21 protein-coding genes are annotated in these 26,438 nt (G+C 57.8%); 14 read left to right on the top strand and 7 right to left on the bottom strand.

The genetic code is table 11. From position 1 onward, the window contains the following. Window positions 1-34: 34 nt before the first annotated feature. Entirely contained in the window at window positions 35-1,318 is a 1,284-nt protein-coding gene (locus tag MHX53_RS06465) for an MFS transporter (protein WP_239271641.1), read from the bottom strand. A 42-nt stretch (window positions 1,319-1,360) separates the two neighbouring features. Between MHX53_RS06465 and dapB the strand changes: the two genes are divergently transcribed. Both dapB and MHX53_RS06455 read left to right on the top strand, forming a co-directional pair. Then, window positions 1,361-2,104, top strand: a complete 744-nt coding sequence (dapB, locus tag MHX53_RS06460) for a 4-hydroxy-tetrahydrodipicolinate reductase (protein ID WP_239271640.1) — start codon at window positions 1,361-1,363, stop codon at window positions 2,102-2,104. After that, the gene (locus MHX53_RS06455) at window positions 2,104-2,556 is read left to right on the top strand and encodes a tetratricopeptide repeat protein (RefSeq protein WP_239271639.1); all 453 of its coding nucleotides are present in this window, start codon (window positions 2,104-2,106) and stop codon (window positions 2,554-2,556) included. The genes dapB and MHX53_RS06455 overlap by 1 nt, the downstream gene beginning before the upstream one ends. A gap of 36 nt (window positions 2,557-2,592) precedes the next feature. Here the strand turns inward: MHX53_RS06455 and MHX53_RS06450 are convergent, their stop codons facing one another. Then, on the bottom strand, window positions 2,593-3,879 hold the full coding sequence (locus MHX53_RS06450) for a heparan-alpha-glucosaminide N-acetyltransferase domain-containing protein (RefSeq protein ID WP_239271638.1): 1,287 nt from the start codon (window positions 3,877-3,879) through the stop codon (window positions 2,593-2,595). A gap of 92 nt (window positions 3,880-3,971) precedes the next feature. Here MHX53_RS06450 and dapA point away from each other — a divergent pair, with 92 nt between their 5' ends. The 3 genes from dapA to MHX53_RS06435 are packed head-to-tail and all read left to right on the top strand — an operon-like array spanning window position 3,972 to window position 7,310. Beyond that, complete coding sequence (gene dapA / locus MHX53_RS06445; RefSeq protein ID WP_102238775.1) at window positions 3,972-4,889, top strand: 4-hydroxy-tetrahydrodipicolinate synthase; 918 nt, start codon at window positions 3,972-3,974, stop codon at window positions 4,887-4,889. A gap of 56 nt (window positions 4,890-4,945) precedes the next feature. Next, complete coding sequence (locus MHX53_RS06440) at window positions 4,946-6,631, top strand: ribonuclease J (protein ID WP_102238776.1); 1,686 nt, start codon at window positions 4,946-4,948, stop codon at window positions 6,629-6,631. A 52-nt stretch (window positions 6,632-6,683) separates the two neighbouring features. Beyond that, window positions 6,684-7,310: a helix-turn-helix transcriptional regulator gene (locus MHX53_RS06435; protein ID WP_102238777.1), complete on the top strand. Its 627-nt coding sequence runs from the start codon at window positions 6,684-6,686 to the stop codon at window positions 7,308-7,310. Here the strand turns inward: MHX53_RS06435 and MHX53_RS06430 are convergent. The 3 genes from MHX53_RS06430 to MHX53_RS06420 all read right to left on the bottom strand — a co-directional run bounded on the left by MHX53_RS06430 (window position 7,269) and on the right by MHX53_RS06420 (window position 10,539). Next, window positions 7,269-7,775 (bottom strand): DUF2938 domain-containing protein, encoded by a 507-nt coding sequence (locus MHX53_RS06430; RefSeq protein WP_239271637.1) that lies wholly within the window; start codon window positions 7,773-7,775, stop codon window positions 7,269-7,271. The two genes, MHX53_RS06435 and MHX53_RS06430, sit on opposite strands and share 42 nt — an antisense overlap. Window positions 7,776-7,890: 115 nt before the next feature. After that, a complete protein-coding gene (locus tag MHX53_RS06425) occupies window positions 7,891-8,619 on the bottom strand; it encodes an IclR family transcriptional regulator (protein WP_102238779.1) in 729 nt (242 codons plus the stop codon). Between the two features lie 9 nt (window positions 8,620-8,628). Then, the gene (locus MHX53_RS06420; protein WP_239271636.1) at window positions 8,629-10,539 is read right to left on the bottom strand and encodes an L-lactate permease; all 1,911 of its coding nucleotides are present in this window, start codon (window positions 10,537-10,539) and stop codon (window positions 8,629-8,631) included. 294 nt (window positions 10,540-10,833) lie between these two features. On the opposite strand from MHX53_RS06420, the gene MHX53_RS06415 reads away from it, so the two are divergent. The 6 genes from MHX53_RS06415 (at window position 10,834) to MHX53_RS06390 (ending at window position 18,907) form a co-directional block, all read left to right on the top strand. Next, window positions 10,834-12,198, top strand: a complete 1,365-nt coding sequence (locus MHX53_RS06415) for an FAD-linked oxidase C-terminal domain-containing protein (protein WP_239271635.1) — start codon at window positions 10,834-10,836, stop codon at window positions 12,196-12,198. A gap of 46 nt (window positions 12,199-12,244) precedes the next feature. Next, window positions 12,245-12,664: a heme-binding protein gene (locus MHX53_RS06410; RefSeq protein WP_239271634.1), complete on the top strand. Its 420-nt coding sequence runs from the start codon at window positions 12,245-12,247 to the stop codon at window positions 12,662-12,664. A 73-nt stretch (window positions 12,665-12,737) separates the two neighbouring features. Beyond that, complete coding sequence (gene aceB / locus MHX53_RS06405; RefSeq protein ID WP_239271633.1) at window positions 12,738-14,333, top strand: malate synthase A; 1,596 nt, start codon at window positions 12,738-12,740, stop codon at window positions 14,331-14,333. A gap of 208 nt (window positions 14,334-14,541) precedes the next feature. Beyond that, window positions 14,542-14,949 (top strand): (deoxy)nucleoside triphosphate pyrophosphohydrolase, encoded by a 408-nt coding sequence (locus tag MHX53_RS06400; RefSeq protein WP_239271632.1) that lies wholly within the window; start codon window positions 14,542-14,544, stop codon window positions 14,947-14,949. Then, window positions 14,942-18,061 (top strand): DEAD/DEAH box helicase, encoded by a 3,120-nt coding sequence (locus tag MHX53_RS06395; protein ID WP_239271631.1) that lies wholly within the window; start codon window positions 14,942-14,944, stop codon window positions 18,059-18,061. The genes MHX53_RS06400 and MHX53_RS06395 overlap by 8 nt, the downstream gene beginning before the upstream one ends. Window positions 18,062-18,109: 48 nt before the next feature. After that, on the top strand, window positions 18,110-18,907 hold the full coding sequence (locus tag MHX53_RS06390; RefSeq protein ID WP_239271630.1) for a DUF3152 domain-containing protein: 798 nt from the start codon (window positions 18,110-18,112) through the stop codon (window positions 18,905-18,907). A gap of 57 nt (window positions 18,908-18,964) precedes the next feature. Here MHX53_RS06390 and MHX53_RS06385 read toward each other — a convergent pair whose 3' ends face one another. Then, on the bottom strand, window positions 18,965-20,452 hold the full coding sequence (locus MHX53_RS06385) for a DUF1846 domain-containing protein (protein ID WP_102238849.1): 1,488 nt from the start codon (window positions 20,450-20,452) through the stop codon (window positions 18,965-18,967). Window positions 20,453-20,641: 189 nt separating this feature from the next. Continuing rightward, window positions 20,642-21,910, bottom strand: a complete 1,269-nt coding sequence (locus MHX53_RS06380) for a hypothetical protein (RefSeq protein ID WP_239271629.1) — start codon at window positions 21,908-21,910, stop codon at window positions 20,642-20,644. A gap of 411 nt (window positions 21,911-22,321) precedes the next feature. Between MHX53_RS06380 and MHX53_RS06375 the strand changes: the two genes are divergently transcribed. From MHX53_RS06375 to MHX53_RS06365, 3 genes are read left to right on the top strand one after another with little or no spacing between them, the layout of a single operon-like run. Next, a complete protein-coding gene (locus MHX53_RS06375) occupies window positions 22,322-25,057 on the top strand; it encodes a DNA translocase FtsK (protein ID WP_239271769.1) in 2,736 nt (911 codons plus the stop codon). A 24-nt stretch (window positions 25,058-25,081) separates the two neighbouring features. Then, window positions 25,082-25,897 carry a CDP-diacylglycerol--glycerol-3-phosphate 3-phosphatidyltransferase gene (gene pgsA / locus MHX53_RS06370; RefSeq protein ID WP_343212356.1) on the top strand — a complete coding sequence of 272 codons (816 nt, stop codon included), beginning with the start codon at window positions 25,082-25,084 and terminating at the stop codon, window positions 25,895-25,897. Further along, window positions 25,887-26,402, top strand: a complete 516-nt coding sequence (locus MHX53_RS06365) for a CinA family protein (protein WP_239271628.1) — start codon at window positions 25,887-25,889, stop codon at window positions 26,400-26,402. The genes pgsA and MHX53_RS06365 overlap by 11 nt, the downstream gene beginning before the upstream one ends. Window positions 26,403-26,438 lie beyond the last annotated feature (36 nt).

Genomic DNA, 26,438 nt, shown 5'->3' with positions numbered 1-26,438 from the left:
CGGGAACCCTGCGGGGCTCCCGGCACGTTGTTTTTCAGTCGACAGGACGGCGCACTCGGCTGGGAAGGCCAATCTTGTTGGCGAAAACGGCCATCCACACGGCCCCGGCAATTCCGGCTACACCAATTGCAACGATCCCAGCGCCCAGGGTGGCAAACGTGACAAACGCGGAAACCACTGCCGGTCCGCCTACTCGGCCCGTGTTGGAGAACAGCGACCAGATGCCTAAGAACCGGCCGCGGTTCTCGCTGGGGCACAGGTCGGCCCCTATAGTCATGTTGATCCCGGCGCCCAGCCCGTTGCCCAACGCCATGATCCCAACGGCCACGAACGCGCCGGTCACGTTCGGCCAGATCACCAGCGCTAAGAACCCGGCGCCAAAAATGCTCACGCACGCGATCAGCGTGGGTGCACGCCCCAGACTGTCCTTCGCATAGCCGCCGGGGAACATGATGACCAGCTCGATGGCCGCGCCTAACGCGATCAGCAACGACACCACGGATTCGCTCAGCCCAATCGAGTGCCCCCACAACTGCACGATCACCGGTTGCACAATCCGCAGCCCCATCAAGACCATGACCGGTAGCCCGGCTAAGATGACCGCCGTCCAGTTGACGCCGCGCAACCCGGGTGATGCCCCGCCCGAGGTGTCCGCCACCTCGGCCGCGTCTGACTCCTTGGAAGCGTCCGGTGCCTTGGAAGCGCTGGTGCGTGCCACCTCGGCGGAATTAAGACGCAACCCCGCACCCATGGGCGAATACAACAACGCAACCGCAACTGCCGCGCACACCGTGGCAAACACAAACACCGACCACAGCGGGAACACCATGACCAGCACAGCGCCGGCGAGCGGACCCGCCAAGTTACCCACGCGGATGGTGCCGCCCAAAGCGGTCATGGCTCGGCCGATGAAATGGGTGGGGACGTTGCGGGTGATGAACGACTGACGGGCTAGCGTCCACACTGCTTCGCTGGGTGCGCGCAGGAACAGGCTGGCTGCATACAATGTGACGGCGACGGGGGCGCCCAAAACGCCAGGCCCGGCCGCCAGCGAAAGCACAGTCACACCCGAAACCACGGTGACCAAGGCGGTGGCGATGAGCATGGTTGATCGGTCGCCAAACCGGTCGATCAGCACGCCGGCCGGAACAGCGAACGTCAGCTGGATGATACCCATGATCGCCACAATCAGCGACGCAAACGACGGGGACGCACCCACGTTCAGCGCACCCAACACGTACACAGGTAACGTGGCGCCCAGCCCAGTGTGAAACAAGAGCGAAGGCGCGTAAACCGGCCAGAAAAGTTGCTTATACATGTAGGGGTTAGCATAGAACCGAATCAAATCTGAGGAGTGTCGGTGTCTAACATTCGAGTCGCAGTGCTGGGAGCACAAGGTCGTATGGGGTCACACGCGGTGCGTGCCCTGGAAGCAGCAGACGGGATCGACGTGGTGGCTACCCTGGGGAGCTCCGACTCCCTGGAGCAGGTGGTGGAATCCGGCGCTCAGATCGCAGTGGAACTGACCGTTCCGCGCGCAACTGAAGACAACGTGCGCTTCCTGGTCAGCCACGGCATTCACACCGTCGTTGGAACCACCGGGTGGGACGACGACCGTTTGAGCAGGCTCGAAGACCTGTGCGCCGAACACCCCAAGGTTGGCGTGCTCATTGCGCCAAACTTCTCGATTGGCGCGGTCCTGGCCATGCAGTTCGCGGAAATGGCAGCACCGTACTTTGACTCGGCTGAAGTGATTGAAATCCACCACACGCGCAAGCTCGACGCGCCCAGTGGAACGGCCGTGTCAACGGCTAAGCGCATCGCCGCGCGGCGCGCGCAGGCGGGCCTACCGCCAGTGCCAGACGCAACCGAAACTGACCCGCACGGCGCGCGCGGCGCGGTCATCGACGGGATCCACGTCCACGCGGTGCGCCAACTTGGCATGAATGCCAGCGAAGAAATCCACTTTGGTTCGGCGCATGAAGCGCTCACCATTCGCACGGACTCGCATTCGACCGAGGCCTTCATGCCTGGAATCGTCACAGCAGTAAACACTGTCGCTGACCGTCCTGGGCTCACGGTTGGACTCGAGAAGTACCTGTAATGTCGAAAGCGAAAATCGGCGCGATCATCATGGTCGTGCTCTTGGGCGCGTACCTTGTAGTGATGGTCAACCGTGGGTGGATCTTGCTCACGGACCCCGAGCCCATCGCCAAGGTCATGGGGGTCGCGCTTTTTGTCCTTCCGGTGATCGCGGTATGGGCGATTGTGCGCGAGTTGTTCTTTGGTGCCTCCATGGAACGCTTGGCGAAGATCCTGGAAGAGGAAGGCGGGCTGCCGCCTGACAACCTTCCCCGCACACCCGGTGGTCGCATCATTCGCGAAGCTGCCGACCAAGAGTTCGAAAAGTACCGCTCAGAAGCAGAAGCAGATCCTGACAACTGGCGAAGCTGGTTTAGGCTCTCGTGTGCTTATGACGCCTCGGGGGATCGCAAACGTGCCCGGTCCACTATGCGCAAGGCGATCAAACTACACGCGGGGGATGAGAAGCGCTAGCCAGGCGCCCGCTAGCTACCCGCCCGCGCGGGAACCTCAGCTACCTGCCCGCGCGGGAACCAACTTAGCCACACCAGAACTAGCCAGCGATAGCACCTGCTCAAGTGGGCCTCGGGGGAGTATGAACACCTTCCACAAAACAGCGGCGAACACGGCAACATAAATGTGAAGCACGTATTCAGGCCACGGTCCTAGCGGGAACTGTTGCGTGACCTCAAGGAACACCACGTGGCCGGAGTAGATGGTCAGTGGCATGGACCCTGGTGCAGATAGAACGAACAACCACAGACGACCCGGGCCTTCACACAGCTGGTGCGTGGGGTTCTGCTCAAACGTGGTTCCAAACGAACCCAACGCGTTCGAAACCAAGCAACACACCCCAATGACCACAAGGGCGACGCCTATTGTCCCGGCGAGGTCGAGCGTGGTTCCTGTGTGCGGTGCTGAAACTGTGAGCCAACACCACGTGTCGGTGGGTGTCACCCCGTGAGTTCCTGTGATGAGCAGCTCTTCAAAGTCTTTGTCATAGTTGTCGTAAGCAGATCCAATGAGGTCGAAGTACCCGGCGGGTGACGCCGTCATGAGGAGCCATGAGAAGGCTTTCGCAAGCAGGGCCAGACCTGTGCCAACGGCGACTGCGCTCCAGCAGGTGACAGAGCGGTACCAGTTGAGGTGCCCCAGGGACATACCTATCAGGATGTATCCCAGCCACTGAAGGACGGGGTAGTAGCCGGTGAGGCCAATAGCGGTGAGCAGGTACCCCGGCTCGGCCAGCATAAAAAGGTTGGGGATCTCAAACGCCTGGGGCAACTGGAAGTGGTCTCGAACCGCAAAGCTGATGAGCGGCGTGACAATGACCCACACAAACGCGAGCACTCCCAGCGTGCGTGGCCCCGCGCGTAGGAACAGAGTGGCGATCATGAACATGATGCCGTAGTTCACCAAAATGACTGCCACGTGCGTGGTGAATAAACCAAGGATGAGACCCAAGACCACGATGCACAGTCCGCGCGTGAAAAGTCCCGCCGCTGCCCGGCCCCAGCCACCGTCTTCAAGTGTGCGCCGGGTGGAGAGGACTATCGAGATTCCGGCAATGACTGCGAAGAGGGCGGATGCGCGTCCGGCAAAAATGGAGGCCGAGGTGGCCTCGCCTGCGATGGTGACCAACGGGATGATGTGGGTTGCGATCATGCCGAAGATCGCGACGCCACGCGCGGTGTCGAGCCCGATGTTTCGGTTGGCTGGCGCTAGACGGTTGACAATGGCGTTCCCGAAGGAACGTGAAGAGCGCGAGGTGCCAAAACCTTCTGCGGGAAAAACCACACCTCGAGATTAACCTGATAGCTGGCCGTCGCGGGTGTGCCACGCGCGCAAACCTTGAGCGTTGGACTGTTGAGCGCTGTAGAGTAGGGGACATGGCTATGATTCATAGTGCGTACGCGCAGGTGGCACAGGACGCGTTCGGTACGGTCGGTACCGCGATGATCACCCCTTTTGCTCCTAATGGGGCAATCGATTATGACGCTGCGCAGGTTGTGGCCAACTATTTGGTGCAACAGGGCAACGACATGCTGGTGGTGTCTGGTACTACGGGCGAATCGCCCACCACCACCGATGAAGAAAAACAGCAGCTACTCAAGGTTGTCCGCAGTGCAGTAGGCGACCACGTGAAAATCGTTGCCGGTGTAGGTACCAACGTCACGTCGCACTCGATTGAACTGGCAAAGCAGGCACAAAGTGCAGGGGCTAACGGCCTTTTGGTTGTTACCCCGTATTACTCCAAGCCGTCACAGGACGGTATTCGTGCACATGTTGAAATGATTGCGGACTCAACTGAGTTGCCCGTCATGCTGTACGACATTCCCGGACGTTCCGGGATTCCCATGGAGTCAGAAACGCTGATTCGGATGGGTGAACACCCCAGGGTTTTGGCAGTGAAAGACGCAAAGGGCGATATCGCTGCATCCACGGATGTGATGACGCGTTCCGACCTGGTGTATTACTCAGGCGAGGACGCGCTGAACCTCCCGCTTATGGCAGCAGGGGCTATTGGACTCGTGTCAGTTGTGGGGCATGTGGCCGCAAAGGACCTTGCACGTATGGTTGACTCGGTACACAACAATGACCTGATGCAGGCCCGCCATGTGGCCGCAAACCTGGTGCCCACCGTAGACGCAGTGATGAACCACATGCCGGGTGTCGTAGCAGCAAAAGCGGCTCTGGAACTGGCCGGAATTATTCAGCACCGTGGAACGCGTTTACCTGTTTTGCCTGCAACAGAAGAGCAGGTGGAGTTCTTGCGCTCCAAATTGGATGGATTTATAAACCCGTAGCGCGGGTGAAATGCGCTTGTTTTTTGATGAGAAAACGCATGTAGAAAGTACATACAGTGATTGATTTATTGTCCGAATTGAGTGACCCACCTAAGGCGGACCCAGAAGCGTTGCGCATTGTGGCGCTGGGCGGTCTTGGTGAAGTGGGCCGAAACATGACCGTGTTTGAGTACCGCGGAAAGATCCTGGTGATCGACTGCGGTGTGTTGTTCCCAGAAGAGGAACAGCCTGGAATCGACCTGATTCTGCCGGACTTTTCGTACCTGGAAGGCCGTGAAGACGACGTCGTGGGAATTGTGCTCACCCACGGGCACGAAGACCACATTGGTGCGGTACCGTACCTGTTGAAGAAGCTGGGGGACGTGCCGATCCTGGGGTCCACGCTGACCCTTGCGCTGGTGGAAGCGAAGCTCAAGGAGCACCGGATTCGCGCAACCACCCGCATCGTTGCAGAAGACGACAAGGACCAGCTGGGCCCGTTCGACCTCGAGTTTGTGGCCGTCAACCACTCGATTCCAGACGCGCTCGCCGTGTGTGTGCGCACGGGTGCAGGAACCATTCTGCACACCGGTGACTTCAAGATGGACCAGCTGCCACTTGACGGTCGTATCACCGACTTGCGGTCGTTCGCGCGTTTGGGTGAAGAAGGCGTGGACCTGTTCCTCACCGACTCCACGAACGCCGATGTCCCCGGTTTCACCTCCATGGAAAAAGACATCGGGGCTGTTCTTGAAGCGCAGTTTGGTCGTGCTGAACGACGCATCATTGTGGCGTCCTTCGCCTCTCACGTCCACCGCGTCCAGCAGGTGTTAGAAGCAGCATCCGCGCACGGCCGTAAGGTCGCGCTGGTGGGCCGGTCCATGGTGCGCAACATGAAAATCGCCCAGGAGCTTGGCTACTTGAACGTGCCCCCGGGCGTGCTCATCGATATCAAGCACGTGGACTCGCTGCCTGATGACCAAGTGGTGCTCATGTGTACGGGATCGCAGGGTGAGCCCATGGCCGCGTTGTCGCGCATGGCTAACGGTTCGCACCGCGTGACCGTGAATGAAGGCGACATGGTGGTGCTGGCCTCGTCCTTGATCCCTGGAAACGAAACCGCGGTGTTCCGGGTCATCAACGGGCTCATGAAGTTGGGCGCCAAGGTGATTCACAAGGGCAACGCCAAGGTGCACGTATCTGGTCACGCATCGGCAGGTGAACTGTTGTATGCGTACAACATTGTGAAACCCCGAGGTGTCATGCCGGTCCACGGCGAATGGCGCCACATGCTGGCTAACGCGAAGCTTGCGATCGACACGGGTGTTCCGGAAGATCACGTTGTCGTTGCCGACGACGGTTGGGTTGTCGACCTTAAGGACGGCAAGGCGCGCGTTGTGGGTGCTGTGGATTGTGACTACGTGTTTGTCGACGGATCGTCCGTGGGTACCGTCACCGAATCGGATCTGCAGGACCGCCGTATTTTGGCTGGTGAAGGGTTCGTGTCGATCTTTATGACGGTGGACAAGTCTGACAAGAAGGTGCTGGCAGGTCCGGTCATCCATACCCGAGGTGTCGCAGAGTCCGACCGTGTGTTCGACACGATCAAACCCAAGATTGAAAAGGCCGTTGCGGACGCCTTGGATGACGGAGTTGTCGATGAGCACAAGCTCCAGCAGATTATCCGCCGCACCATCGGGCGTTGGATCTCTTCGAAGCTTCGTCGCAAGCCCATGATCGTGCCCATGGTGGTCATCGTCTAAAAGACCGGGCCGTGGATGCTGGTCGAATGTACGAAGCTAGGAAGTCTCCCACATGCGAGATGAACACGGGCCGGTAGAAGACGTTCTCGCGGGCGTTGGGCCCCGGTTGCGACGCATTCGTCAAGCTCGTGAACTCACATTGGGAGACGTAGCTGATTCGACCAGCATCTCGGTGTCAACCTTGTCCCGTCTGGAATCAGGTGAGCGAAAACCTACCCTGGAGCTACTACTGGCACTGTCGGGTCTGTACGATCTGCCCTTAGATGATTTGGTGGGCGCCCCTCCTGTAGGAGACCCCCGCGTGTATCAAAGGCCAGTGAGCCGAGGTGGCATAACGGTGGTGCCTCTGACGCACTTTCCGGGACCTCAGCACGCGCTCAAGATGGTGATTCCGTCAACCAGGTCAGTGCCACACTTGTGCAGGCACAGGGGGTACGAATGGCTCTATGTCCTTTCCGGGGAACTTCGACTCATCGTTGGTAGCCACGACGTGGTGCTGACGGCAGGTCAGGCAGCCGAGTTCGACACCACGACTTTGCACTGGTTCGGCAGCACCGGAGAGTCACCAGTGGAGATCCTCAGTTTGTTGGGTCTGCAAGGGCAGCGGATTCATCTCTCAAGCGCGATACACGCTGAGTCACAAACAGCGACGAACGATAGTTCGAACGATGCGCCCTGAAAGCCAAAGCCCGGCTCCGTAGCTGGCGTGAGCTCGCAGGCTTCCCATGCGTGCCTGAGCGGGATTCGGGATTTTTGAAGCAGCGACACCCATACCAAAACCGGGCTGCATGATTAGCCAGGGTGCGGCAACGGTACCCGCGCCCCACGCGACAGCTGTGTCGAAGCGGGGGCGTTTCAGCCAACCGGGGTCAGCCACGGCTAAAGCCACGGCGAAACCGGTTCCGATGGCGTAGTGCGCTACCCAGCCAATCTCTTTCTCATGGGGGACCGGCTCAGCATGCATGATTGAAGTGTGCGCAAACTTGCCGTTGCGCATGTGCCCGATCCATCTGCCAACCATGGCGTAGTCCAGTGATCTCACACCTCGGGTACGGCGAAGCACTTCCGCAACTGCGTCCATCGTTATCGTTGCACCAATACCTACTGCTGACGCTTGGACAAGTTCCCCAAAACCAATGCGCATGCTTGACTCCTTTTGTTGGTAGGCACCCATTACCCCATGCCTACAAGAAGTCCAGCAACTCATTTTGCTGTTTCAGCAAACCGCGAATGTGGTGGCTAGTGATGACGCCGAGGTCTCAGTGCGACCCTGCCCAGCGGCGAGTGAGTTGCTGGGCAGCTGTGTGCAGAGTGTTGGCCACGTCTGCGTACTTTTCCGGCCCCAAGCGTGACGTGGGGGAGCTGACGGAAAGCCCCGCGAGGCTAGGCGCGCCTGGAACAAAAACGGCCAGGCACCTCACGCCCACTTCCTGCTCTTCGTCGTCGAGCGCATACCCGGTGTCCCTGCATGCGCTTAAGTCTTCGATGAGTGCGTCCCTGGACAGCAAGCGTGGGAGCCGGATCTTGTCCAGAAGTGAATGCACGTGCTCATCAGACATGGTGGCCAGAACAGCCTTCCCTACACCTGAGCCCCACACGGGAACATGCGCACCCACTTGCGTGAACATGCGCATGGACCGTTGGGACGTGGCCTGGGCGACGTAGGTCATGACGTCGTTCGTGAAGTACGCCAGGTTCACCGTTTCGCCCAGGGTGTTCGCGAGCTTGTCTAGAACAGGTTGGATCGTGTGGCCAGACTGTTTAGCCGCCTCGGTGCCCAAACTCACAAGAGCCGGGCCCAAAGCGTAGCGCTTGTCAGTCAACTGCGTGACGTACCCGCGGGCAGCGAGGTTTGACACGATGCGGTGAATGGTGGGGGCCGGAATGTCCAGTGCGCTGGCAATGTCAACACTCCGGGCAACCCCTCCCATCGACCGCATTGTTTCAAGCACGTCGAGCATGCGGTTGACCGACTGAATCGTAGGCATTGTCAGTCCTCAGCGCCCTTCTGGCTGTTCGGAGCGGGACCCGGCGGCCACCTCGGCGAGTTCAGGGAACGCCGCCTGCTCGCTACCTGGACTTACCAGACTTTCGTTAGGCACGCTCTTCTTCTTAGCCGCCAACGTGATAGCGGTGGCGATGCCAGTCAGACACAGAACGAAAACGATCGTGCCTAGGTTGAAGCCAAGTCCCCACACCCACATGTAGGCGACGGAACCAGCCAGAAGCGAGTAGACAACCATAGGGATGATGGTCTTGCGGATGATGTGGCCCTCCTTGCCCAACAGGCCAACGGTTGCAGCTGCTGCTACCACGTTGTGGACTGACACCATGTTTCCTGCGGCACCACCAACAGCCTGAGCGGCAACAACGGTTTCAGGGCTGGGGGCACCAATTCCGGCACCGGTTGCGAACTGGAACTGCGAGAACATGTTGTTTGAAACCGTGTTAGACCCTGCGACGAACGCTCCCAGAGCACCGATGAACGGTGCGATCAGTGGCCAGTTTTCGCCCATCGCTGATGCTGCTGCAGTGGCGAGAGTGACTGGCATGGAATCAAAACCGGAGTCGTTGAACGCCGGGCCGGAGTTGATGAACACGCGAACCATTGGCAGTGAGCACAACAGGGCGAATGCAGCTCCGGCGATCTGGCCACCGGCAATCTTCCACGACTCTGCAATCTGCTTAGCCGACATGCGGTGAAGCGCGTAGGTCATGAAGCACACAACCAGGAAAATCGCACCGGGGGAGAAGAGCAGGTCCATCTTCTGGGAAAGTCCTTCCTGACCCAGAATATTCTTCACAGTGAGGACTGCGTCTTGAGCGAGGAATTTCTTAATAGCAGGAACGTTGCGCGTAATCAGCAGCAGAGCGACCACAAGAAGGTATGGCAACCACGCCTGGATCAGAGGCATGCGCTTCTTAATGTTTGCCGCTTCAACCTGTGGGCGCATAGTGCCCATCCACTGCTGAGGCCAGGTGGCGCGGTTAGCGAAGTCCCACGTGTCGCGTGGGGCGAGGAAACCTGCTTTGGCGGCCGGCACCACGATTGCCAGACCAATGAGACCACCGATGAGCGATGGGAATTCGGGGCCCATGAAGGTGGCAACTGCCAGATAAGGCAGGATGAACGCCAGTGCCGCGAAAACTGCGAAGGGTGCGACCTTCAGCCCGGCCGCGAAGCTCTTGTTTTCACCAAAGAACCCGGTCATGAAGCAGGCCAGAAGAAGCGGGATGAAGATTCCGCACGTGGCGTGGATAAATGCCACCTGAGTAGCGGTATGGGCCACGAACATGTCTTGAGCAACGGTCACGTTATCAACTGGGATGCCCAGTTCAGTGAGGCGTTCCAAGAGTCCGTTGGTAGCGTCAATTCCGGAGTCGAAGATACCTTTTCCGATACCGGTGATCATTGGGGTTCCCACGGCACCGAAGCTCACAGGAGTTGACTGGATAAGAAGACCGGCCAACACGGCTGCCATCGCGGGGAAGCCCAGAGCCAGGAGAAGCGGGGCGACAACGGCGGCCGGTGTTCCGAATCCGGCGGCACCTTCGATGAAGCTACCGAAGAGCCATGCCACGATTACGACTTGTACGCGACGGTCGGGGGAGATGGCGATGAAGCCAGAGCGGATCGTGTCGATTGCCCCCGACTTGGTGATGGTGGCCAGCAGGAGAAGTGCGCCAAAAACGATCCATAGAAGGCCAATGGCTACGAGAACTCCTTGGATGACTGAGGCCAGGATGGTCGTCCCGGAGATTCCCCACGCGAAGAACGCAACTGCGGCGGACGCGACAAGCCCGATGGGCATCGCAATGACGGCGGGGAGGCGAAAGCCTAAAAGCAGGGTACCGGCGATCACAATGGGAAGAATCGCCAGTAGTGCCTGTACACCGAGACTGTCCATACGAAAAACTTTCTGTGAAATACGTTACGTGATCTGATTCACATAAGTGTGACATAGAAGTGAAGGTTGTGGAGTGATTTTTTATTAAAAATGTTCGCGTGGTGAAAGTGGGTTTTCGCGCTGTGTTGGTGGGGTGGGGCCGGGTTCTGCCGAGGTGACCCCTACTAGTTTCGCTATGTGAAATTTGCGTTCTGCAGGATAAAATAATGGTGATATGGTTCACTTTTAAGAGTGCTCGACTCCGCGAACCCTGATGGGGTTCACGTGAAACAACGACGGATGGAAGGTTGTCGCATGTTAGACGAACTTGCGCAGCATTTGCCTGCTGGGGTTCTCATCACGAACCCAGACACCATGGAAGCGTACCGGCGCGACCGGGCGAATGACCCAAACGCGGGGATGCCTCAAGTTGTTGTGCGTGCAACTGAAGTTGAGCATGTCCAAACAGCAATGAAGTTCGCTGCAAAGTACAACATTCCGGTAGTGCCACGAGGCGCAGGGTCAGGGCTATCTGGTGGCTCGACTGCTGTAGACGGATGCATTGTCATCTGCGTCGACAAGATGAACAACATCGAGATCGACCCAGTGACGCGTACCGCTGTTGTGCAACCTGGTGCCATCAACAATGAGGTCAAACTTGCAGCGGCTGAACATGGGCTTTGGTATCCGCCAGATCCGGCGAGCTTCCAGTTCTGTTCGATCGGCGGAAACATCGCAACAAATGCCGGTGGTCTCTGTTGCGTGAAATACGGTGTGACAACGGACTACGTGTTGGGCCTTGACGTGGTGTTGCCAGATGGCCGGCTGGTGAAGCTGGGCGGCCCCCGTTTGAAGGACGTTGCGGGTCTGTCGCTGACGAAACTGTTCGTGGGATCTGAAGGGACTTTGGGCATCATCGTGTCCATCACCTTGCGTCTCATCCCGGCGCAGCGCCAGCCCACCACGCTGGTTGCTACGTTCCCCACATTGGAGGGAACCATGAACGCGGTGCTCGAGATTACCCGCAACATGCGCCCATCCATGTTGGAGTTCATGGACGACGTGTGCATCAACGCGGTTGAAGACCAGATGAAGATGGGGCTGGACCGCAGCGTGAAGGCCATGTTGGTGGTGCAGTCAGACGAACCTGCTCAGCACGCCACAGAAGAAATCCAGATAGTCGAAGGAATCTGTAATCGCCACGGTGCTTCCGAGTGTTACTACACGTCAGACCCAGATGAAGGGGAAATGTTCGCGGCAGCCCGTAGGGCCGCGATCCCGGCGGTTGAAATGACCGGAACTATCTTGCTCGAAGACGTGGGAGTTCCGATTCCACGACTGGGAGACCTGGTTGTGGGGATTGAGGAAATTTCGAAGAACCGTGACGTCACAGTGGCTGTCATGGCACACGCGGGTGACGGCAACACCCACCCGCTCGTAGTTTTTGATCCAACCGATAAGGATCAAGAGGAACGCGCTCACATCGCGTACGGCGAAATCATGGATCTGGCGATGAGGCTGGGTGGAACGATCACTGGTGAACACGGGGTCGGGAAACTCAAGCAGCCGTGGCTCACCGATTACCTGGGTGACGACGTGCTGGATCTCAACCACCGAATCAAGAAAGCGATCGACCCGCAAGGAATCATGAACCCCGGTTCGTGCTTCGTGATGGGTTAACGGCCAGCCGGAAACCACCTCGGCGACTTACTTAGGAAAGGCGCACATGAGTGCTTACACAACTGTCAATGTCGTGACATATGAAACGGCTGCACGAGCCGTCGCACTGACATTGGAGGAAGGCGAAAAGCTGGGTCTGAAGCTGTGCGCGACCGTGGTTGACCCGACCTTGGGGCTGGTTGCGTATGGACGTGCCGACGGGATGACGCCACACAGCGTTGAAACGTCGAAGAGGAAGGCACAAACTGCCGCCTCAACGCGCAAACCCAGCGCGGCGATCCTGCCGGAGCTGGCAACCAAATTGGAGCTCGGGTCGGGTGGGATTCTCACGTCGATCGCAGGTGGTGTGCCGTTGTCGTTTGATGGCGTGCACGTAGGTGGACTTGGAGTGGCAGGTGGTAAACCGGCCGAAGACGCTCAGGTCGCCCAAGCAGTCATCGCCCGTCTGGGCGCTGACAGTGAATAGTCCAGTCAAATATCCAGTCAACAATCCGCTGATAACACAACCGTCAAAACTCATTTAACTGAAGGGAAAACCCATGGCAACGAAGCTTGATCTTCCACAGGGAATGGAATTTACCGCCGAGGTGGCAGATGAGCATCTGAAGGTCCTCACCGCAGATGCGTTGGAGTTGATCGCTGATCTGCACCGCAAGTTTGAGTCCCAGCGTCAGGCCAGGTTGGCTGCGCGTAAAGAGGTGCAGAAGTTCCTCGATGAGGGTGGCGAGCTGGACTTCTTGGAAGAGACTGCGCACATCCGCGAGGACGCTGAGTGGCAGGTCGCTGCTCCTGCTCCTGGGTTGGAGGACCGCCGCGTTGAAGTTACTGGTCCTACGTACCGCAAGATGACGATTAACGCGTTGAACTCCGGTGCGAAGGCGTGGCTGGCTGACCAGGAAGACGCGAACACTCCAGCATGGGAATCAGTGCTGGGTGGGCAGGTGAACCTGCTTGATGCGATCAACCGTGAGATCGACTTTGTGGCAGAGGAAACGGGCAAGGAATACAAGCTGCGTCCAGATGAGGAACTGCCCACGATCATTGTGCGTCCACGTGGTTGGCACATGACTGAAAAGCACATTCTGGTGGATGGCGAACCGGTTTCGGGTTCGCTGGTGGACTTCGCGCTGTACTTTGCGACTGCTGGGCGTAGGCAGATTGAAAAGGGTCTGGGGCCATACTTCTACCTGCCCAAGATGGAGTCGTACCTGGAAGCACGCTTGTGGAACGACGTGTTTGTGTACGCACAGAACAAGCTGGGTGTTGCACAGGGAACGATCCGTGCGACCTGCCTGATTGAAACGTACCCGGCTGCGTTCCAGATGGAAGAGATCCTGTATGAACTGCGTGAGCACTCGTCAGGGCTCAACGCGGGACGTTGGGACTACATCTTCTCGGTTATCAAGACCCACCGGAACAAGGGTGAGGACTTTGTGACCCCTGACCGGGCTGCCGTGACCATGACGGTGCCGTTCATGCGTGCGTACACGGAACTGTTGGTGCGTACGTGCCACAAGCGTGGAGCACACGCGATTGGTGGTATGTCGGCGTTCATCCCGTCAAAGGATGAGGCTGCGAACAAGAAGGCGTACGAGCAGGTCACCAACGACAAGACTCGTGAGGCGAACGACGGGTTCGACGGTTCGTGGGTCGCGCACCCAGGAATGGTCGACACGTGTAAGGAAGCGTTCACTAAGGTGCTGGGGGAGAAGCCTAACCAGATCGATAAGAAGCGTGAAGACGTCAACGTGACTGCGGCCGACCTGTTGGCTGTTAAGGACACCCCTGGCGACATCACGGATGCTGGTCTGCGCGCCAACATTTCGGTTGGTATCCAGTACGTGCAGTCGTGGCTTAACGGTAACGGTGCGGCAGCGATCAACGGGCTCATGGAAGACGCCGCGACCGCCGAGATTTCCCGCACCCAGGTGTGGCAGTGGATCCAGGCAGGCTCGACCGTGTCTGACACGGGTGAGGTTGTGACCAAGGAATTGGTGCGCTCGCTGGTGGACGAGGAAGTGGCGAAGTTGCCTGCTGGTGACTGGGAGGCTGCGACCAAGCTGTTCGTGGACATGGCCACCGACGACACTTACCACGACTTCCTCACCCTCCCTGCGTACGAACTTCTGCCGTAAGGAGAAGCTGCCGCTGTAGGCGGTAGGGGAGTCGCTCCGGTGGGAGTGGCCCGGGTTGAGAGAGCGGGCTCCGTGACATGTGTCGCGGGGCCCGCTTTCATGTGTGGCGCGTTCATGCCCGGCTAAGGGGTGGGTTGGGTAGGTTACCTCCGCCGAGGTCGTTGCTGGTTTTGCGGACTGTGTCAGTGCCTGCGGTTAGAGTACACACATGAGCACAATTCAAGTGGTGGGCGCTATTTTTATCGACGGCACTAAAGTTTTGGCTTTTCGACGTAAAGCCGGGAAATCGGCCGCCGGTAAATGGGAATTCCCAGGTGGGAAAGTTGAACCTCACGAGTCACCAGAACACGCCTTGGCCCGAGAGCTCGAAGAAGAGCTTGGGCTCACAAACGTCACCGTTGGCGAATGCCTCGACCGCTCTACCACGCCCGTAGGAGACGTTTCTATTGACCTTGCTTGTTATGAGGTAGACACCCACATTTTTCCAACCTCGAGCAGTGACCACGACATGATTCGGTGGGTCGAGCGTGAATCACTATCCTCGCTCGACTGGGCAGAGCCGGACCTACCTTCTGTGCACAAACTTATGAACGCGACGGGTGGTTCTCATGGGTAATGAGTATCTTGATGTGCCAGGGCTGCGTGAGCAGCTTCTGACCGTTCAACAAATGGAATACGTGAATGCCAAAGCCGAGGACGGGGAGCTGAGATATCGGCATTCAAAGGTTCCACACGTCGACAGTGCCACCGCGGTGTCACGCTATGTAGCTCAACAGGTTCATGCCCATCTTTCTGCTCTCAAAGAAGATGAGCTTGTTGATGAGGCAAACCGGATCCTGAACCTCCTATCTGAGCCTGCTCACACTGACCCGCTTGAAGCAGGGCCACAACAACTGCTTTCCGTCTACCCCACATATATAAAAGAGCCGCCACCTGCACCCACAACGCCTTTATCTGATCTCGCGCTACTGACGAACGCAAAAGGCGACCCGCAGATTGGTTCGGAAGTGCGTCGTGAACTCGCAAGCGCTGACCGGGTGGACCTCATTTGCTCGTTCGTAAAGTGGAGCGGAATCCGCGTTCTCGAGAGTGAGTTGAAAGACCTCAAACTGCGCGGAGTGCCATTTCGAGTCATCACCACCTCCTATATGGGGGTAACAGAACCTAAAGCCCTCGACTTCTTGATCAACCAATGCGGTGCTCAGGTACGAGTCAATTACGACTCAAGCACTACTCGTCTACACGCGAAGGCGTGGATGTTTTTCAGAAACACTGGCTTCGACACTGGGTATGTCGGAAGCTCTAACCTGAGTAAGGCTGCTCAACTCGAAGGTCTGGAATGGAACGTTCGCGTTTCCCGCAACCAAGCGGGCAGCGTTCTAGGAAAATTTGAGGCAACTTTCGACACATACTGGGAGTCACCGCACTTCGAGGAATATGTGCCTGATCGTGATCGCGAAAAGCTCGAGCAGGCCCTTGAGATTAGTTCGCTGAGTCGTTCGACGGTCAACACAACGTTCTTTGACATCACCCCGCACCCACATCAGTTGGGAATTCTTCAAGACCTCCATGCCGAACGCATCATTAACGACCGCCACCGCAACCTCGTTGTGGCTGCGACCGGTACCGGCAAGACTGTTGTCGCCGCTCTTGACTACCGCAACTTGGCGGGTACGAGCAGGCCGCGTTTGCTTTTCGTTGCACACCGTGAAGAGATTCTGCGCCAGGCTATGGCGACGTATCGAGCCGTATTGAAATCGACAGACTTCGGCGAGCTTTTCGTGGGTGGTGAAACCCCCAGAAGAGGAGACCACGTGTTCGCGTCGGTCCAATCTCTCAGCAGGAGTTTTAACAACTGGCCGGCAGACCACTTCGACATTGTTGTCATCGATGAATTCCATCACGGTGCCGCGCGCACCTACAGAAGCATTTTCGACTATTTCAAACCAAAAGAGCTCCTAGCCTTAACCGCAACACCAGAACGCACCGATGGCATTAACATCGCCCAAGAATTTTTCGACGGTCGTTACGCCAGCGAAATTCGATTGTGGGACGCACTCGAAGCTCAACTTTTGGTTCCGTTCCACTATTTCGGCGTCAACGACGGCACCGACCTGTCTCAGATCCGTTTCGTTCGTGGAGACTACGATGTTCGTCAACTCGAAAACGTGTACACGTCGAACGATTCACGCGTGCGAATCATTCTCAAGGAGCTCGAGGATAAGGTCGAAAACTCTGCGAAGATGAAAGCCATTGGGTTCTGTGTGTCAGTGTCGCACGCGCAATTTATGTCACAGCGTTTTAATGCGGCCGGACTGAAATCGGCCTGGGTAGCAACGGGAATATCACGAGAAGAACGAGCCCGGGCCATAGCAGATTTGAACGCAGGGCGTATCAACTGCATTTTCACTGTAGACATGTTCAACGAAGGCGTAGACATTCCGTCGGTGGACACGCTCCTCATGCTTCGACCAACGCAGTCAGCGACAGTTTTCCTGCAACAGTTAGGTCGCGGTCTCAGGCACGCAGTTGGTAAATCCGTTCTCACAGTCCTGGACTTCGTAGGTCTTCAGAATCAAGAGTTCCGATTCGACACCAAGCTCAGAGCCATGACTGGGCTGACTCGCAAACGCCTCCTCAACGCTGTCGAAGAGGGCTTTCCATTCCTACCTCCAGGCACACAGATTGTTTTCGACCGAGTAGTCCAAGAAGCGGTGCTTAAAAATGTGAAACAGCAGATAGGCCGTACCGTTCCACAGCTACTCGCAGAAATACAAGAAATTGCTGGAGACCGTAGCCCCCTCGAACTCACTATGCGTGAGTACATGGACTCTTCAATGCGCCCTCTGTCTGCAATTTACGGTGGAAGATCCAGCCGCAGCTATAAAACAATCAAAAGCTCTCCTAGCTGGCTTCAACTGCAACGCTGGGCCGCAGGCGACACAACAAACGTCGCAAACAGCCCCGCAGTTATGCGTGCGCAAGTTTTAACCCATGTCGACGATCCTGAACGGATGTCGGCATACCTTTCAATCGCTGACCCTCACGGAAGAGTTCCGGATCAGAACGACCCGTACTTGTGGATGCTGTACTACTCCTTATGGCCGTCTGGCCGTGTAGGAGGTATCGAAGAAGGTATTCGGCTCATTCGTGAGAAGGGCGAACTGCACAAAGAACTGCAACAGCTCTTTGACGTCCTCCGGAACGAAACCCGCGTCGTGCCGGAGCAACTGTCTGGACACGCAGGATCCACAGTTCTGAAGTCACACGCAAAGTACAAGCGTGAGGAAGTTCTGGCGGCAATGGGTATGGGGTGGAAGCGAAAGCAAACGCCCGGATCATTCGTCGAAGGTGTGGCTTGGATGGAAGAACACCAAACCGAAGCTTTGTTCATCACGTTAAACAAGTCGTCCAACCACTTTTCACCGGAAACCATGTACAAGGACTATGCGCTCAACGACAGTATGTTCCACTGGGAGTCTCAGAACCGTACAAGTGTAGAAAGCAATGCCGGACAGCGTTACGTCAATCAGCGGTCTAACGGAGTGAGCATCGTTCTTTTTGTGCGTGAAACCAAAGACTCGGAAAACGGGACCCAGGCTTTTACCTGTGTGGGCAACGCCGACTACATCAGTCATTCCGGGGCGAAACCAATGCAGGTGTTGTGGAAGCTCCAGCGCCCCATGCCTGCGCAGCTCCTCAGCGTGGCACAAGCCGTTGCGAGCTAGCCACCGATATCCTTTTAACTGTCTTGGCAGTTGAAGGTTGGATGAGTTGTGTTTGAGCCGAACTCTCGCGCGTACAAAATTGTGCTCGCATCACTAATCGTCGTGTGCTTTGTCGCCTCAGCGATCATCGCGTGGGACCTCACACGACCCAACGTGGGCACCGTCTCAACCCAACCTCAAGCACAAGCCACCCAAAACAACCCCACACCCGCCACCACTGACGAACCAACGCAAACAGCGACGACCTCGGCGACCCAAAAACCCAGCCCCACCCCAGAACCAACCCAGGCGAAAGACGGGGAGTTCACCACAGAAGACATCCCACGCAAGGGATCGCAAAAGTGGAACGTTAGCGAGAAACTTTCCCCCATCAACCACGACGGGAGGGCGTTCCGGGTCTACATCCGCATCGAAAAAGACCTCCCCTTTGACGTCGACTCGACCACCGCGCGCATCATGAAAACCCTGCAAGACGAACGCGGATGGCAAAAAGTCGACAACGTCAGATTCATCCAAGTCACCAGCCCCAAACGCGCCAACGTCACCATCAACCTGGCCACCCCAAGCACAGTCGACAAAATGTGTGCGCCACTTCGAACACTCGGCAAGGTCTCATGCCACAACGGCAACAACGTCATGCTCAACGCCGACCGTTGGGTAGACGCCACCGACGGCTTCGACGACCCCGAACAGTACCGCGACTACCTGATTAACCACGAAGTTGGACACGCACTAGGCCACGGTCACAAGTCGTGCGCCGGAAAAGGTAAGCCCGCGCCCCTCATGCAACAACAAACCAAAGGCCTACAAGGGTGCAAACCAAACGGCTGGCCATCCGTAGCGTGACCTCGCGTCAGGGTGATCACTCGGGCCAGCGCTCACCTCGGGCGCAAGGCCCTTACCCTAGCGGCGGTGGAACAAACTCTTCCGCTGGTACTTAGGTTCACTCGTCACCTGCATACCCAAACTGCGGAAAATCCCCTCGTCCACTGACCCCAAAATGGTCGTCGTGTGTACATCGCACCCACGCAACTGCGACAACTGCTCAATCGCCCGCCGTGAATCCTCGCTTGTCTCAGCTGAAACAGACAACGCGATCAGCACCTCATCCGTGTGCAAACGCGGATTCTGGCTACCCAGATGCTTGGTCTTCACCGTCTGAATCGGCTTAATCGACTCCGGTGACAACAAGTGAACATCCGGGTCAATACCCGCCAGGTGCTTGAGCGCATTCAGCAACATCGCCGCGGAACACCCCAACAAGTCAGACGTCTTACCCGTAACCAACGTCCCATCCGCCAACTCCATACACGAAGCAGGACCGCCCGTCTGGGCTTCCAATTGCACTGCAGGCTCAATCACACGTAGGTCATCAACCGTGGCGCCAGCCTTACTCATCACAATGGCGGCGCGTTCCGAAAGCGTGTTATCCCAGTCATTGCGCGCCTCATCTACCAAAGCCTTGTAATAACGGCGCACGATTTCCTGCTTGGCAGCCTTGCGACATACCCCGTCATCCGTGATGCACGAGCCCACCATGTTCACACCCATATCAGTGGGGGACTGGTACGGCGAAGATCCAGCCAGCGTCTCAAGCAACGACTTCAGCAGAGGAAACACTTCTACATCGCGGTTATAACTGGTCACACGCTCGCCATACGCCTGCAGGTGATACGGGTCAATGACGTTAATGTCATCCAAGTCCACGGTGGCAGACTCGTACGCCAGGTTCACCGGGTGCTCCAATGGCAGATTCCAAATGGGGAAGGTCTCAAACTTGGCGTACCCAGACTGGATGCCACGCTTAAAGTCGTGATAAATCTGCGACAGGCACGTAGCCAACTTTCCTGACCCCGGCCCAGGGGCGGTGAGCACAACAACGTCGCGCTCCGTTTCCACATACTCGTTTTGACCAAAACCATCGTCACTGACGATCCTGCTCACGTTCGTGGGATACCCCGGAATCGTTCGGTGCTTAGCAACTTTCAGCCCCAAACGCTTTAACCGGTCGATAAACGCCTGAGCCAGCGTGTTCTCTTCATCCATCTGAGTGACAACCACCCAGTTGACCAAGAACCCGCGCTCGCGGAACACGTCCACCAGGCGCAAAACATCGTCTTCATAAGAGATGCCCAGGTCTGCTCTCACCTTGTGGCGGTGCAGGTCCTGGGCATTCATGGCGATCACAATCTCGATGTGATCGGCGATGCGTTGCAGCATCTCTATCTTGTTGTCTGGGGTGAAACCGGGGAGGACACGTGAAGCGTGGTTATCGTCAAAGAGCTTCCCGCCCATCTCGAGGTAGAGCTTCCCGCCGATCTGGTCTCGCCTTTGCCGAATGTGCTCCGACTGCAATTCGACGTACCGTTCGCGATCAAAACCGGCTTTCATCCCGACCCCTTCTGTGTAGTTTTTCACCGCTGATAAGTCTAAACCGGTGAAATGTTTCGTGCGCGTTACCAAGGTTTCGTAAGCGTTTCCCGCGCCGTCCAACGCCCCCTAAGAAAAAACGCGCGGAGAGACACAATGTCTCTCCGCGCGTGCACGTGAGGCTAACGCCTACGGTAGTGAGAAGGCTGCTTAGAACAGTCCAGCGTTCTTCTTGCCACCGTCGGTCAGAGTTACACCCTTTCGGGAGTCCTTCTTGTAGTCGTTGTAGCCGGTCTTGTCGTCCTTGAGGCGGCCAACCTGGCTAACCTCGATGTAGTTCTCGATACGGCCCAGCTTGGTCTTTCCGTCACCGAACTTCAGGTTCGCAACCAGTGCTTCGTCGCCTGGCTCAATAGCGTTCGACAGGGTCACCTGGAAGGTGCGGGTCGAAGTCTTCTTGTCGAATCCGAGGTCGCGGGTGTACGCACCGTTGAACTGACCTGAGGTGATGAGGCGGTCAACACCCTTTGGTCCCTTGTTAGTCTTGACCTTCAGCAGGAACGAGGTCTGTGGGAACTCCTGGTAGTAGGAGTCCGAACCGACGTTCTTCACGCGCAGAGCAACGTTTCCGGCGTAGCCAGGAACCTTACCTGCAGCAACGGTCAGGCGTGGCTCGAGGTCGTGCTTTGCTTTCTTGGAAGGCTTGGTGGTGTCAACCTTAGGCACCGAAGGTTCTTTGGTCTCAATGACGCGGTTAACTGGCTTGCCAGTTCCCTTGCCACCTTCAGCGCCGGAAGCCTTGTCGTACATGCGCACGCGAACTTCGTTCTTAATAGGTGCGAATGCGGTCCATGCGGTTGGGGTGGACCAGGTTCCGTTTGGCTTGCAGTGCTGCTGGGTACCGGTCATGGTGATGGTGCGGAAACCGTAGGTTGCTTCACCGGTGTGGCCAGCTGGAACGTCGTAAGGACCAATCTGCTGTCCAACTTCCCACGACAGTGAGTAGGAAGCTTCGCCACCGATGGTCTTAGCAAGCGACATTGCGATTCCAGCGTTGACGCTTCCCTTTTTGGCGTTTCCGGTTCCACCCATGTTGAATTCGGTGGATTCCGACTTGCTTCCGTTAACCGTCAGCGAGATGGTCTGCGAACGGCTCGTCGACTGCGTCAGTGGAATAGGGGACTTGGTCTTGTTGGTGGTGGAGATGGTTCCAACTGGAGCCCACGAGTCCTTCACCTTGTACACAACGGTGCGGTAGTCCTCTGCTGAGTTGCAGACTGGGTTGGGGTTGAGGACGTTGGCCTTGATGTGGTCCGAACCGTGCTTGGTGTGCACGATCGGCAGGTCAGGGTTCAGGGCAGGGGTTTCTGGGTAGGTTTCTTCGTGGGTTCCGCCAGCGAATGCAGGGCTGGCGCCGAACAGTGCTGCAAAGACCGCGGTACCGGCCAGCGCAGCTGAAGCAGTGCGACGAATGTTCATTGCGGAGTCCTTTGTGAGTGAGATGTTGATCGTTCGTTAAGCGAATGCTGATTCACTTTTCAGTGACGCGAAATATGTTACTCACAGGTTTACAAGTGAGTAAACCTGTGAGTAACAATATGAACAAAACTCAGAAAACATTTAAAAAGCACTCAGAAACACAGCTGCTACCACCTCGGCGAACCCATCCCCACAACCATGCCAACCGTCACAAAAGACGCGCCCACACAACGCGAAATCCCGGAGTTTGCCACGCAAAGATTTAAGGTAAATACCATGGCGACCAGTACGACTTCCCCCGCTACTGGTACAGGACGCCGGAAGCGTGGAGCCCCCACGCAGGCTACTGAACCCGCGGGCGAACAGCAGAAAACCAACCCCGTAACCGGAGCATGGATGGGCATGTCACGCATGGCCGGAGACCGCGCACGCAAAGCATTTAGTGAAGACGTAGAAACTCCTACCCGTCGCGACGGCACAGGCTTCTTTCTCATTGGCCTGGCAGTCGTTGTCGCGGCCTTCGAGTGGTGGAACATACCAGGCGTCTTTGGCAACGCGGTGCGCGGAGTATTTGAAGGGACCTTTGGGCGAGTAGCCCTGGTCCTTCCTGCTGTGTTCGTTCTCTACGCCGTTCGACTCTTCATGCGCGGAAACGAAACCCGCCAAAACAACCGCATCCTGGTGGGAACTATCGCGCTTCTGGTCTCCGCTGCTGGACTTGCGCACATCGCCGCTGGTAACCCCAGCTTCGTCAACTCGCGCGAAGCCATGGCCAACGGCGGGGGAGCGCTGGGCTACATCGTGTCCAGCCCTCTGGTCACCGCAGCGACCGTGTATGTTGCCGTACCAATTCTGGTGCTCATCGCGCTCTTCAGCGTCCTGGTAATCACCGCGACGCCAGTTGCTAAAGTTCCCGAACGACTCGTGGGCCTCTACCACCGTCTCACCGGCAGCACCTCAGGAGCCAGCGGCGACGCCCAGGGTGACAACGCCAACGTCGATCTTGTCGCCACCAACCAGCGCACCTCGGCCCTCAAACCTATGGGGCGCAAGCGTCGCTCAAAGAAGCAAGAAGGCGAAGAAGTTACCCGTGCCTATGACAAGGCAACTATTGATGACACCTCAGGTAAGGACGCCGAGGTCGCCCCACCTGCCGCTGAAGACGCGCCTACCCGGGTGCTCAACAGCGAGATCTACGACGTCGATCAAGACGTAGACGAACCAAAGTACAAACCCGGCCAGCGACGCCCCACCAAGGCCGAACGCGAAACCGCGAAACTCAAACGCGACCAGGGTCTGGACGCCTCACTGCCCGGTGAAACCGCAGATGCTCAGGCAGAAGAAGCCACCCGCGCGATCGACCGCAAGCCCGACCCAGCAAACACGGTGCCCACCGTCAACACGCCGGCACCCGTGGCCACAGGGGAGTTGCCGCAGCGCGTCGAACAGCTGGAGCTCGCTGGCGATGTCACTTACACGCTGCCTGCCTCGGACATGCTCACAGCGGGGCCACCGCCAAAGGAGCGCTCGGAAGTCAACGATCGCGTGGTCGAAGCGCTTCGCGAAGTATTTGAGCAGTTCAAGATCAACGCTGCCGTCACTGGCTTCTCGCGTGGTCCGACCGTGACCAGGTATGAAGTTGAGTTGGAACCCGGCACCAAGGTCGAAAAGGTCACCGCACTCGAAAAGAACATCGCCTACGCGGTTGCCAGCGCCGACGTGCGCATCCTGTCGCCAATCCCAGGCAAGAAGGCCATTGGTATTGAGATCCCCAACGCCGACCGCGAAACCGTGGCTCTGGGCGACGTTCTGCGCTCCCAGGCCGCACGTGGAACAGACAAGCCGATGGTCGTGGGTGTTGGTAAAGACGTTGAAGGTGGCTTCGTTGTTGCTGACCTTGCGAAGATGCCACACCTGCTGGTGGCCGGTGCGACCGGTTCCGGTAAGTCGTCGTTCGTCAACTCCATGATTACGTCCATCATGATGCGTGCAACGCCTGATGAAGTGCGCATGATCCTGGTTGACCCCAAGCGTGTGGAACTGACCATTTACGAAGGCATTCCGCACCTGATTACGCCCATCATCACCAACCCCAAAAAGGCTGCTGAAGCCCTCGAATGGGTGGTGCGTGAAATGGATGCCCGCTACGACGACCTCGCTCACTTTGGGTTCAAGCACGTGCGCGAGTTCAACCAGGCCGTGCGCGAGGGTCGCCTCACGCCACCTCCCGGCTCCGAACGTGTTTTGCAGCCGTACCCGTACTTGCTCGTCGTGGTCGACGAGTTGGCTGACCTCATGATGGTTGCGCCTCGCGACGTCGAAGCCTCGATTCAGCGCATCACGCAGCTGGCTCGTGCCGCCGGAATCCACTTGGTGCTTGCGACTCAGCGCCCATCCGTGGACGTTGTTACCGGTCTGATCAAGGCCAACGTGCCTTCGCGCCTGGCCTTCGCAACCTCGTCGCTTGCCGACTCCCGAGTGATCTTGGACATGCCCGGTGCCGAGAAGCTCATTGGTCAAGGTGACGCACTGTTCCTGCCCATGGGTAAGTCCAAGCCAATGCGTGTGCAGGGTTCCTGGGTCAACGAGTCCGAAATTGAAGAAGTGGTCAAGCACGTCAAGACCCAGCTCGCGCCTAACTACCGCGAAGACGTGCAGACCAGCGCGCCTAAGAAGCAGATTGATGAAGAGATCGGCGACGACATGGACGTGCTGCTCCAGGCCGCCGAGCTGGTCATCACCACGCAGTTCGGTTCGACCTCGATGCTGCAACGCAAGCTGCGCGTTGGGTTCGCCAAGGCCGGTCGCCTCATGGACCTCATGGAGTCCCGCGGAATTGTTGGGCCGTCCGAAGGGTCCAAGGCCCGCGACGTGCTGGTCAAGCCCGAAGACCTGGCAAGCACCTTGGCGTTCATCCGGGGCGATGCTCCACCTGAGGATTCGTCTGCTGAGGGCGCTGACGGTGTCGATGACTCTCAGGGCAACGCGCCTTACGCGCAGGCCGCCGAGGTCGTTAACCCTTCCGACGGAAACTCCGCTGGTGACGGGGGAGCTGGCGAGTTGAAAGCCGGCGACATCGACCCCGAAACCGGGCTGGAAGTCGTGGAGGCTTCCAGCGAAGACGCATGGGGCCTGACCGGGCGCTAGTGATCGGTCGATAAGCTAAGAGATATGAGTACCCCAGACCACAAACAGGGTCAGCTGGAAACCACCTCGGCGGGTCAGCCGGAAACCACCTCGGTGACGCGTAAAGAACGCAACCGCGCTGCCGCTACGCGCACACGCATGCAGCACGTGCCCAACGCGTTGACGGTGTTGCGCATCATCATGGTGCCGGTGTTCGCCGTGCTCTTGCTCATGCACGGCGGGCAGGATCCAACCCTGCGCTGGTGGGCACTGGGCGTGTTCCTTGTGGCAATGTTTACCGACAAACTCGACGGTGACATCGCCCGCAAGTACAACATTGTGTCCAACTTTGGGAAGCTCGCCGACCCCATCGCCGATAAAGCCCTCATGGCCGCCGCATTCATTGGGTTGGCGATCGTGGGGGCTCTGCCATGGTGGGTTCCCGTGGTGATTCTGGTGCGCGAAATCGGTATCACCGTCATGCGCATGTTCATGCTCAAGTACGAGGTCATGCCGGCTTCGCGTGGCGGAAAGATCAAGACCGTGCTCCAGACGGTGACCGTGGCGCTGTATATCGCCGCCTTGCCACTGGCCGTGGTGACCCCCGCCGGTTTCATGTTCGTCTACGCGATCATCGCCGGATTCGCGCTCACGCTCACCGTTGTTATCACCGTACTCACCGGTGTCGACTACGTTTTGCAGGCCCAGAAGATCAAGAAGGAAGCGGGCCAAAGCAAGGACGTGAAGTCGGACGCAAACTCAACTAACACCTCGGGAGCGACCAGCACGGACGCGAAGCCTGACGTAAACCCGGACGCAAACTCAACTAACACCTCGGGCAAGGCGCCGAATGGCCACTGACACCGGGTACCTGGCCACGCGCGTTGTTCACACGTACACGCAGCGCGGGCTCACGGTTGCAACGTGCGAATCCTTGACGGCCGGGCTGGTCGCGGGGACGCTGGCCACCGTGCCGGGCGCGTCGAAGGTTCTGCGTGGCGGTCTGGTAACGTACGCCAGCGATGTGAAATCTGCGCTGGCTGGCGTTGATGCTGGGCTTTTGGAAACGGTCGGGGCCGTGGACGCCGAGGTGGCCCTCCAGATGGCGCGCGGCGCTCAGCGGGCGTGCGAGGCGGATGTTGCGGTGGCCTGCACGGGTGTCGCCGGACCTGACGCACAAGATGGCAAACCGGTTGGTACCGTGTTCATCGCCGTGGTGACTGGGGATGACGAAAGCGTGTGTGAGCATGCGTTTGAAGGGGACCGAGCGGCGATTCGACAGAAGACTGTTGACGCGTGTTGTGAAGCGTTGTTGCGCATCACTTCCTGCGGAGTTTCTTTAAATCCTGTGGAAGACGACCTCTGAGGTTTAGCGCGAAACCGAACGCACTGTAGGGTTGTT

It is taken from the genome of Brevibacterium sp. ACRRH (genome assembly GCF_022346365.1).
Taxonomy (GTDB): Bacteria; Actinomycetota; Actinomycetes; order Actinomycetales; family Brevibacteriaceae; genus Brevibacterium; species Brevibacterium paucivorans.
This window is presented reverse-complemented; position numbering and strand designations above follow the sequence as displayed.

Bases quoted from the DNA above. Each gene is read 5' to 3' on its own strand.
- MHX53_RS06465 (WP_239271641.1), bottom strand. From the start codon at position 1,318: ATGTATAAGCAACTTTTCTGGCCGGTTTACGCGCCTTCGCTCTTGTTT.
- MHX53_RS06455 (WP_239271639.1), top strand. From the start codon at position 2,104: ATGTCGAAAGCGAAAATCGGCGCGATCATCATGGTCGTGCTCTTGGGC.
- dapA (WP_102238775.1), top strand. From the start codon at position 3,972: ATGGCTATGATTCATAGTGCGTACGCGCAGGTGGCACAGGACGCGTTC.
- MHX53_RS06435 (WP_102238777.1), top strand. From the start codon at position 6,684: ATGCGAGATGAACACGGGCCGGTAGAAGACGTTCTCGCGGGCGTTGGG.
- MHX53_RS06430 (WP_239271637.1), bottom strand. From the start codon at position 7,775: ATGCGCATTGGTTTTGGGGAACTTGTCCAAGCGTCAGCAGTAGGTATT.
- MHX53_RS06425 (WP_102238779.1), bottom strand. From the start codon at position 8,619: ATGCCTACGATTCAGTCGGTCAACCGCATGCTCGACGTGCTTGAAACA.
- MHX53_RS06420 (WP_239271636.1), bottom strand. From the start codon at position 10,539: ATGGACAGTCTCGGTGTACAGGCACTACTGGCGATTCTTCCCATTGTG.
- MHX53_RS06415 (WP_239271635.1), top strand. From the start codon at position 10,834: ATGTTAGACGAACTTGCGCAGCATTTGCCTGCTGGGGTTCTCATCACG.
- MHX53_RS06410 (WP_239271634.1), top strand. From the start codon at position 12,245: ATGAGTGCTTACACAACTGTCAATGTCGTGACATATGAAACGGCTGCA.
- aceB (WP_239271633.1), top strand. From the start codon at position 12,738: ATGGCAACGAAGCTTGATCTTCCACAGGGAATGGAATTTACCGCCGAG.
- MHX53_RS06400 (WP_239271632.1), top strand. From the start codon at position 14,542: ATGAGCACAATTCAAGTGGTGGGCGCTATTTTTATCGACGGCACTAAA.
- MHX53_RS06395 (WP_239271631.1), top strand. From the start codon at position 14,942: ATGGGTAATGAGTATCTTGATGTGCCAGGGCTGCGTGAGCAGCTTCTG.
- MHX53_RS06385 (WP_102238849.1), bottom strand. From the start codon at position 20,452: ATGAAAGCCGGTTTTGATCGCGAACGGTACGTCGAATTGCAGTCGGAG.
- MHX53_RS06380 (WP_239271629.1), bottom strand. From the start codon at position 21,910: ATGAACATTCGTCGCACTGCTTCAGCTGCGCTGGCCGGTACCGCGGTC.
- MHX53_RS06375 (WP_239271769.1), top strand. From the start codon at position 22,322: ATGGCCGGAGACCGCGCACGCAAAGCATTTAGTGAAGACGTAGAAACT.
- pgsA (WP_343212356.1), top strand. From the start codon at position 25,082: ATGAGTACCCCAGACCACAAACAGGGTCAGCTGGAAACCACCTCGGCG.
- MHX53_RS06365 (WP_239271628.1), top strand. From the start codon at position 25,887: ATGGCCACTGACACCGGGTACCTGGCCACGCGCGTTGTTCACACGTAC.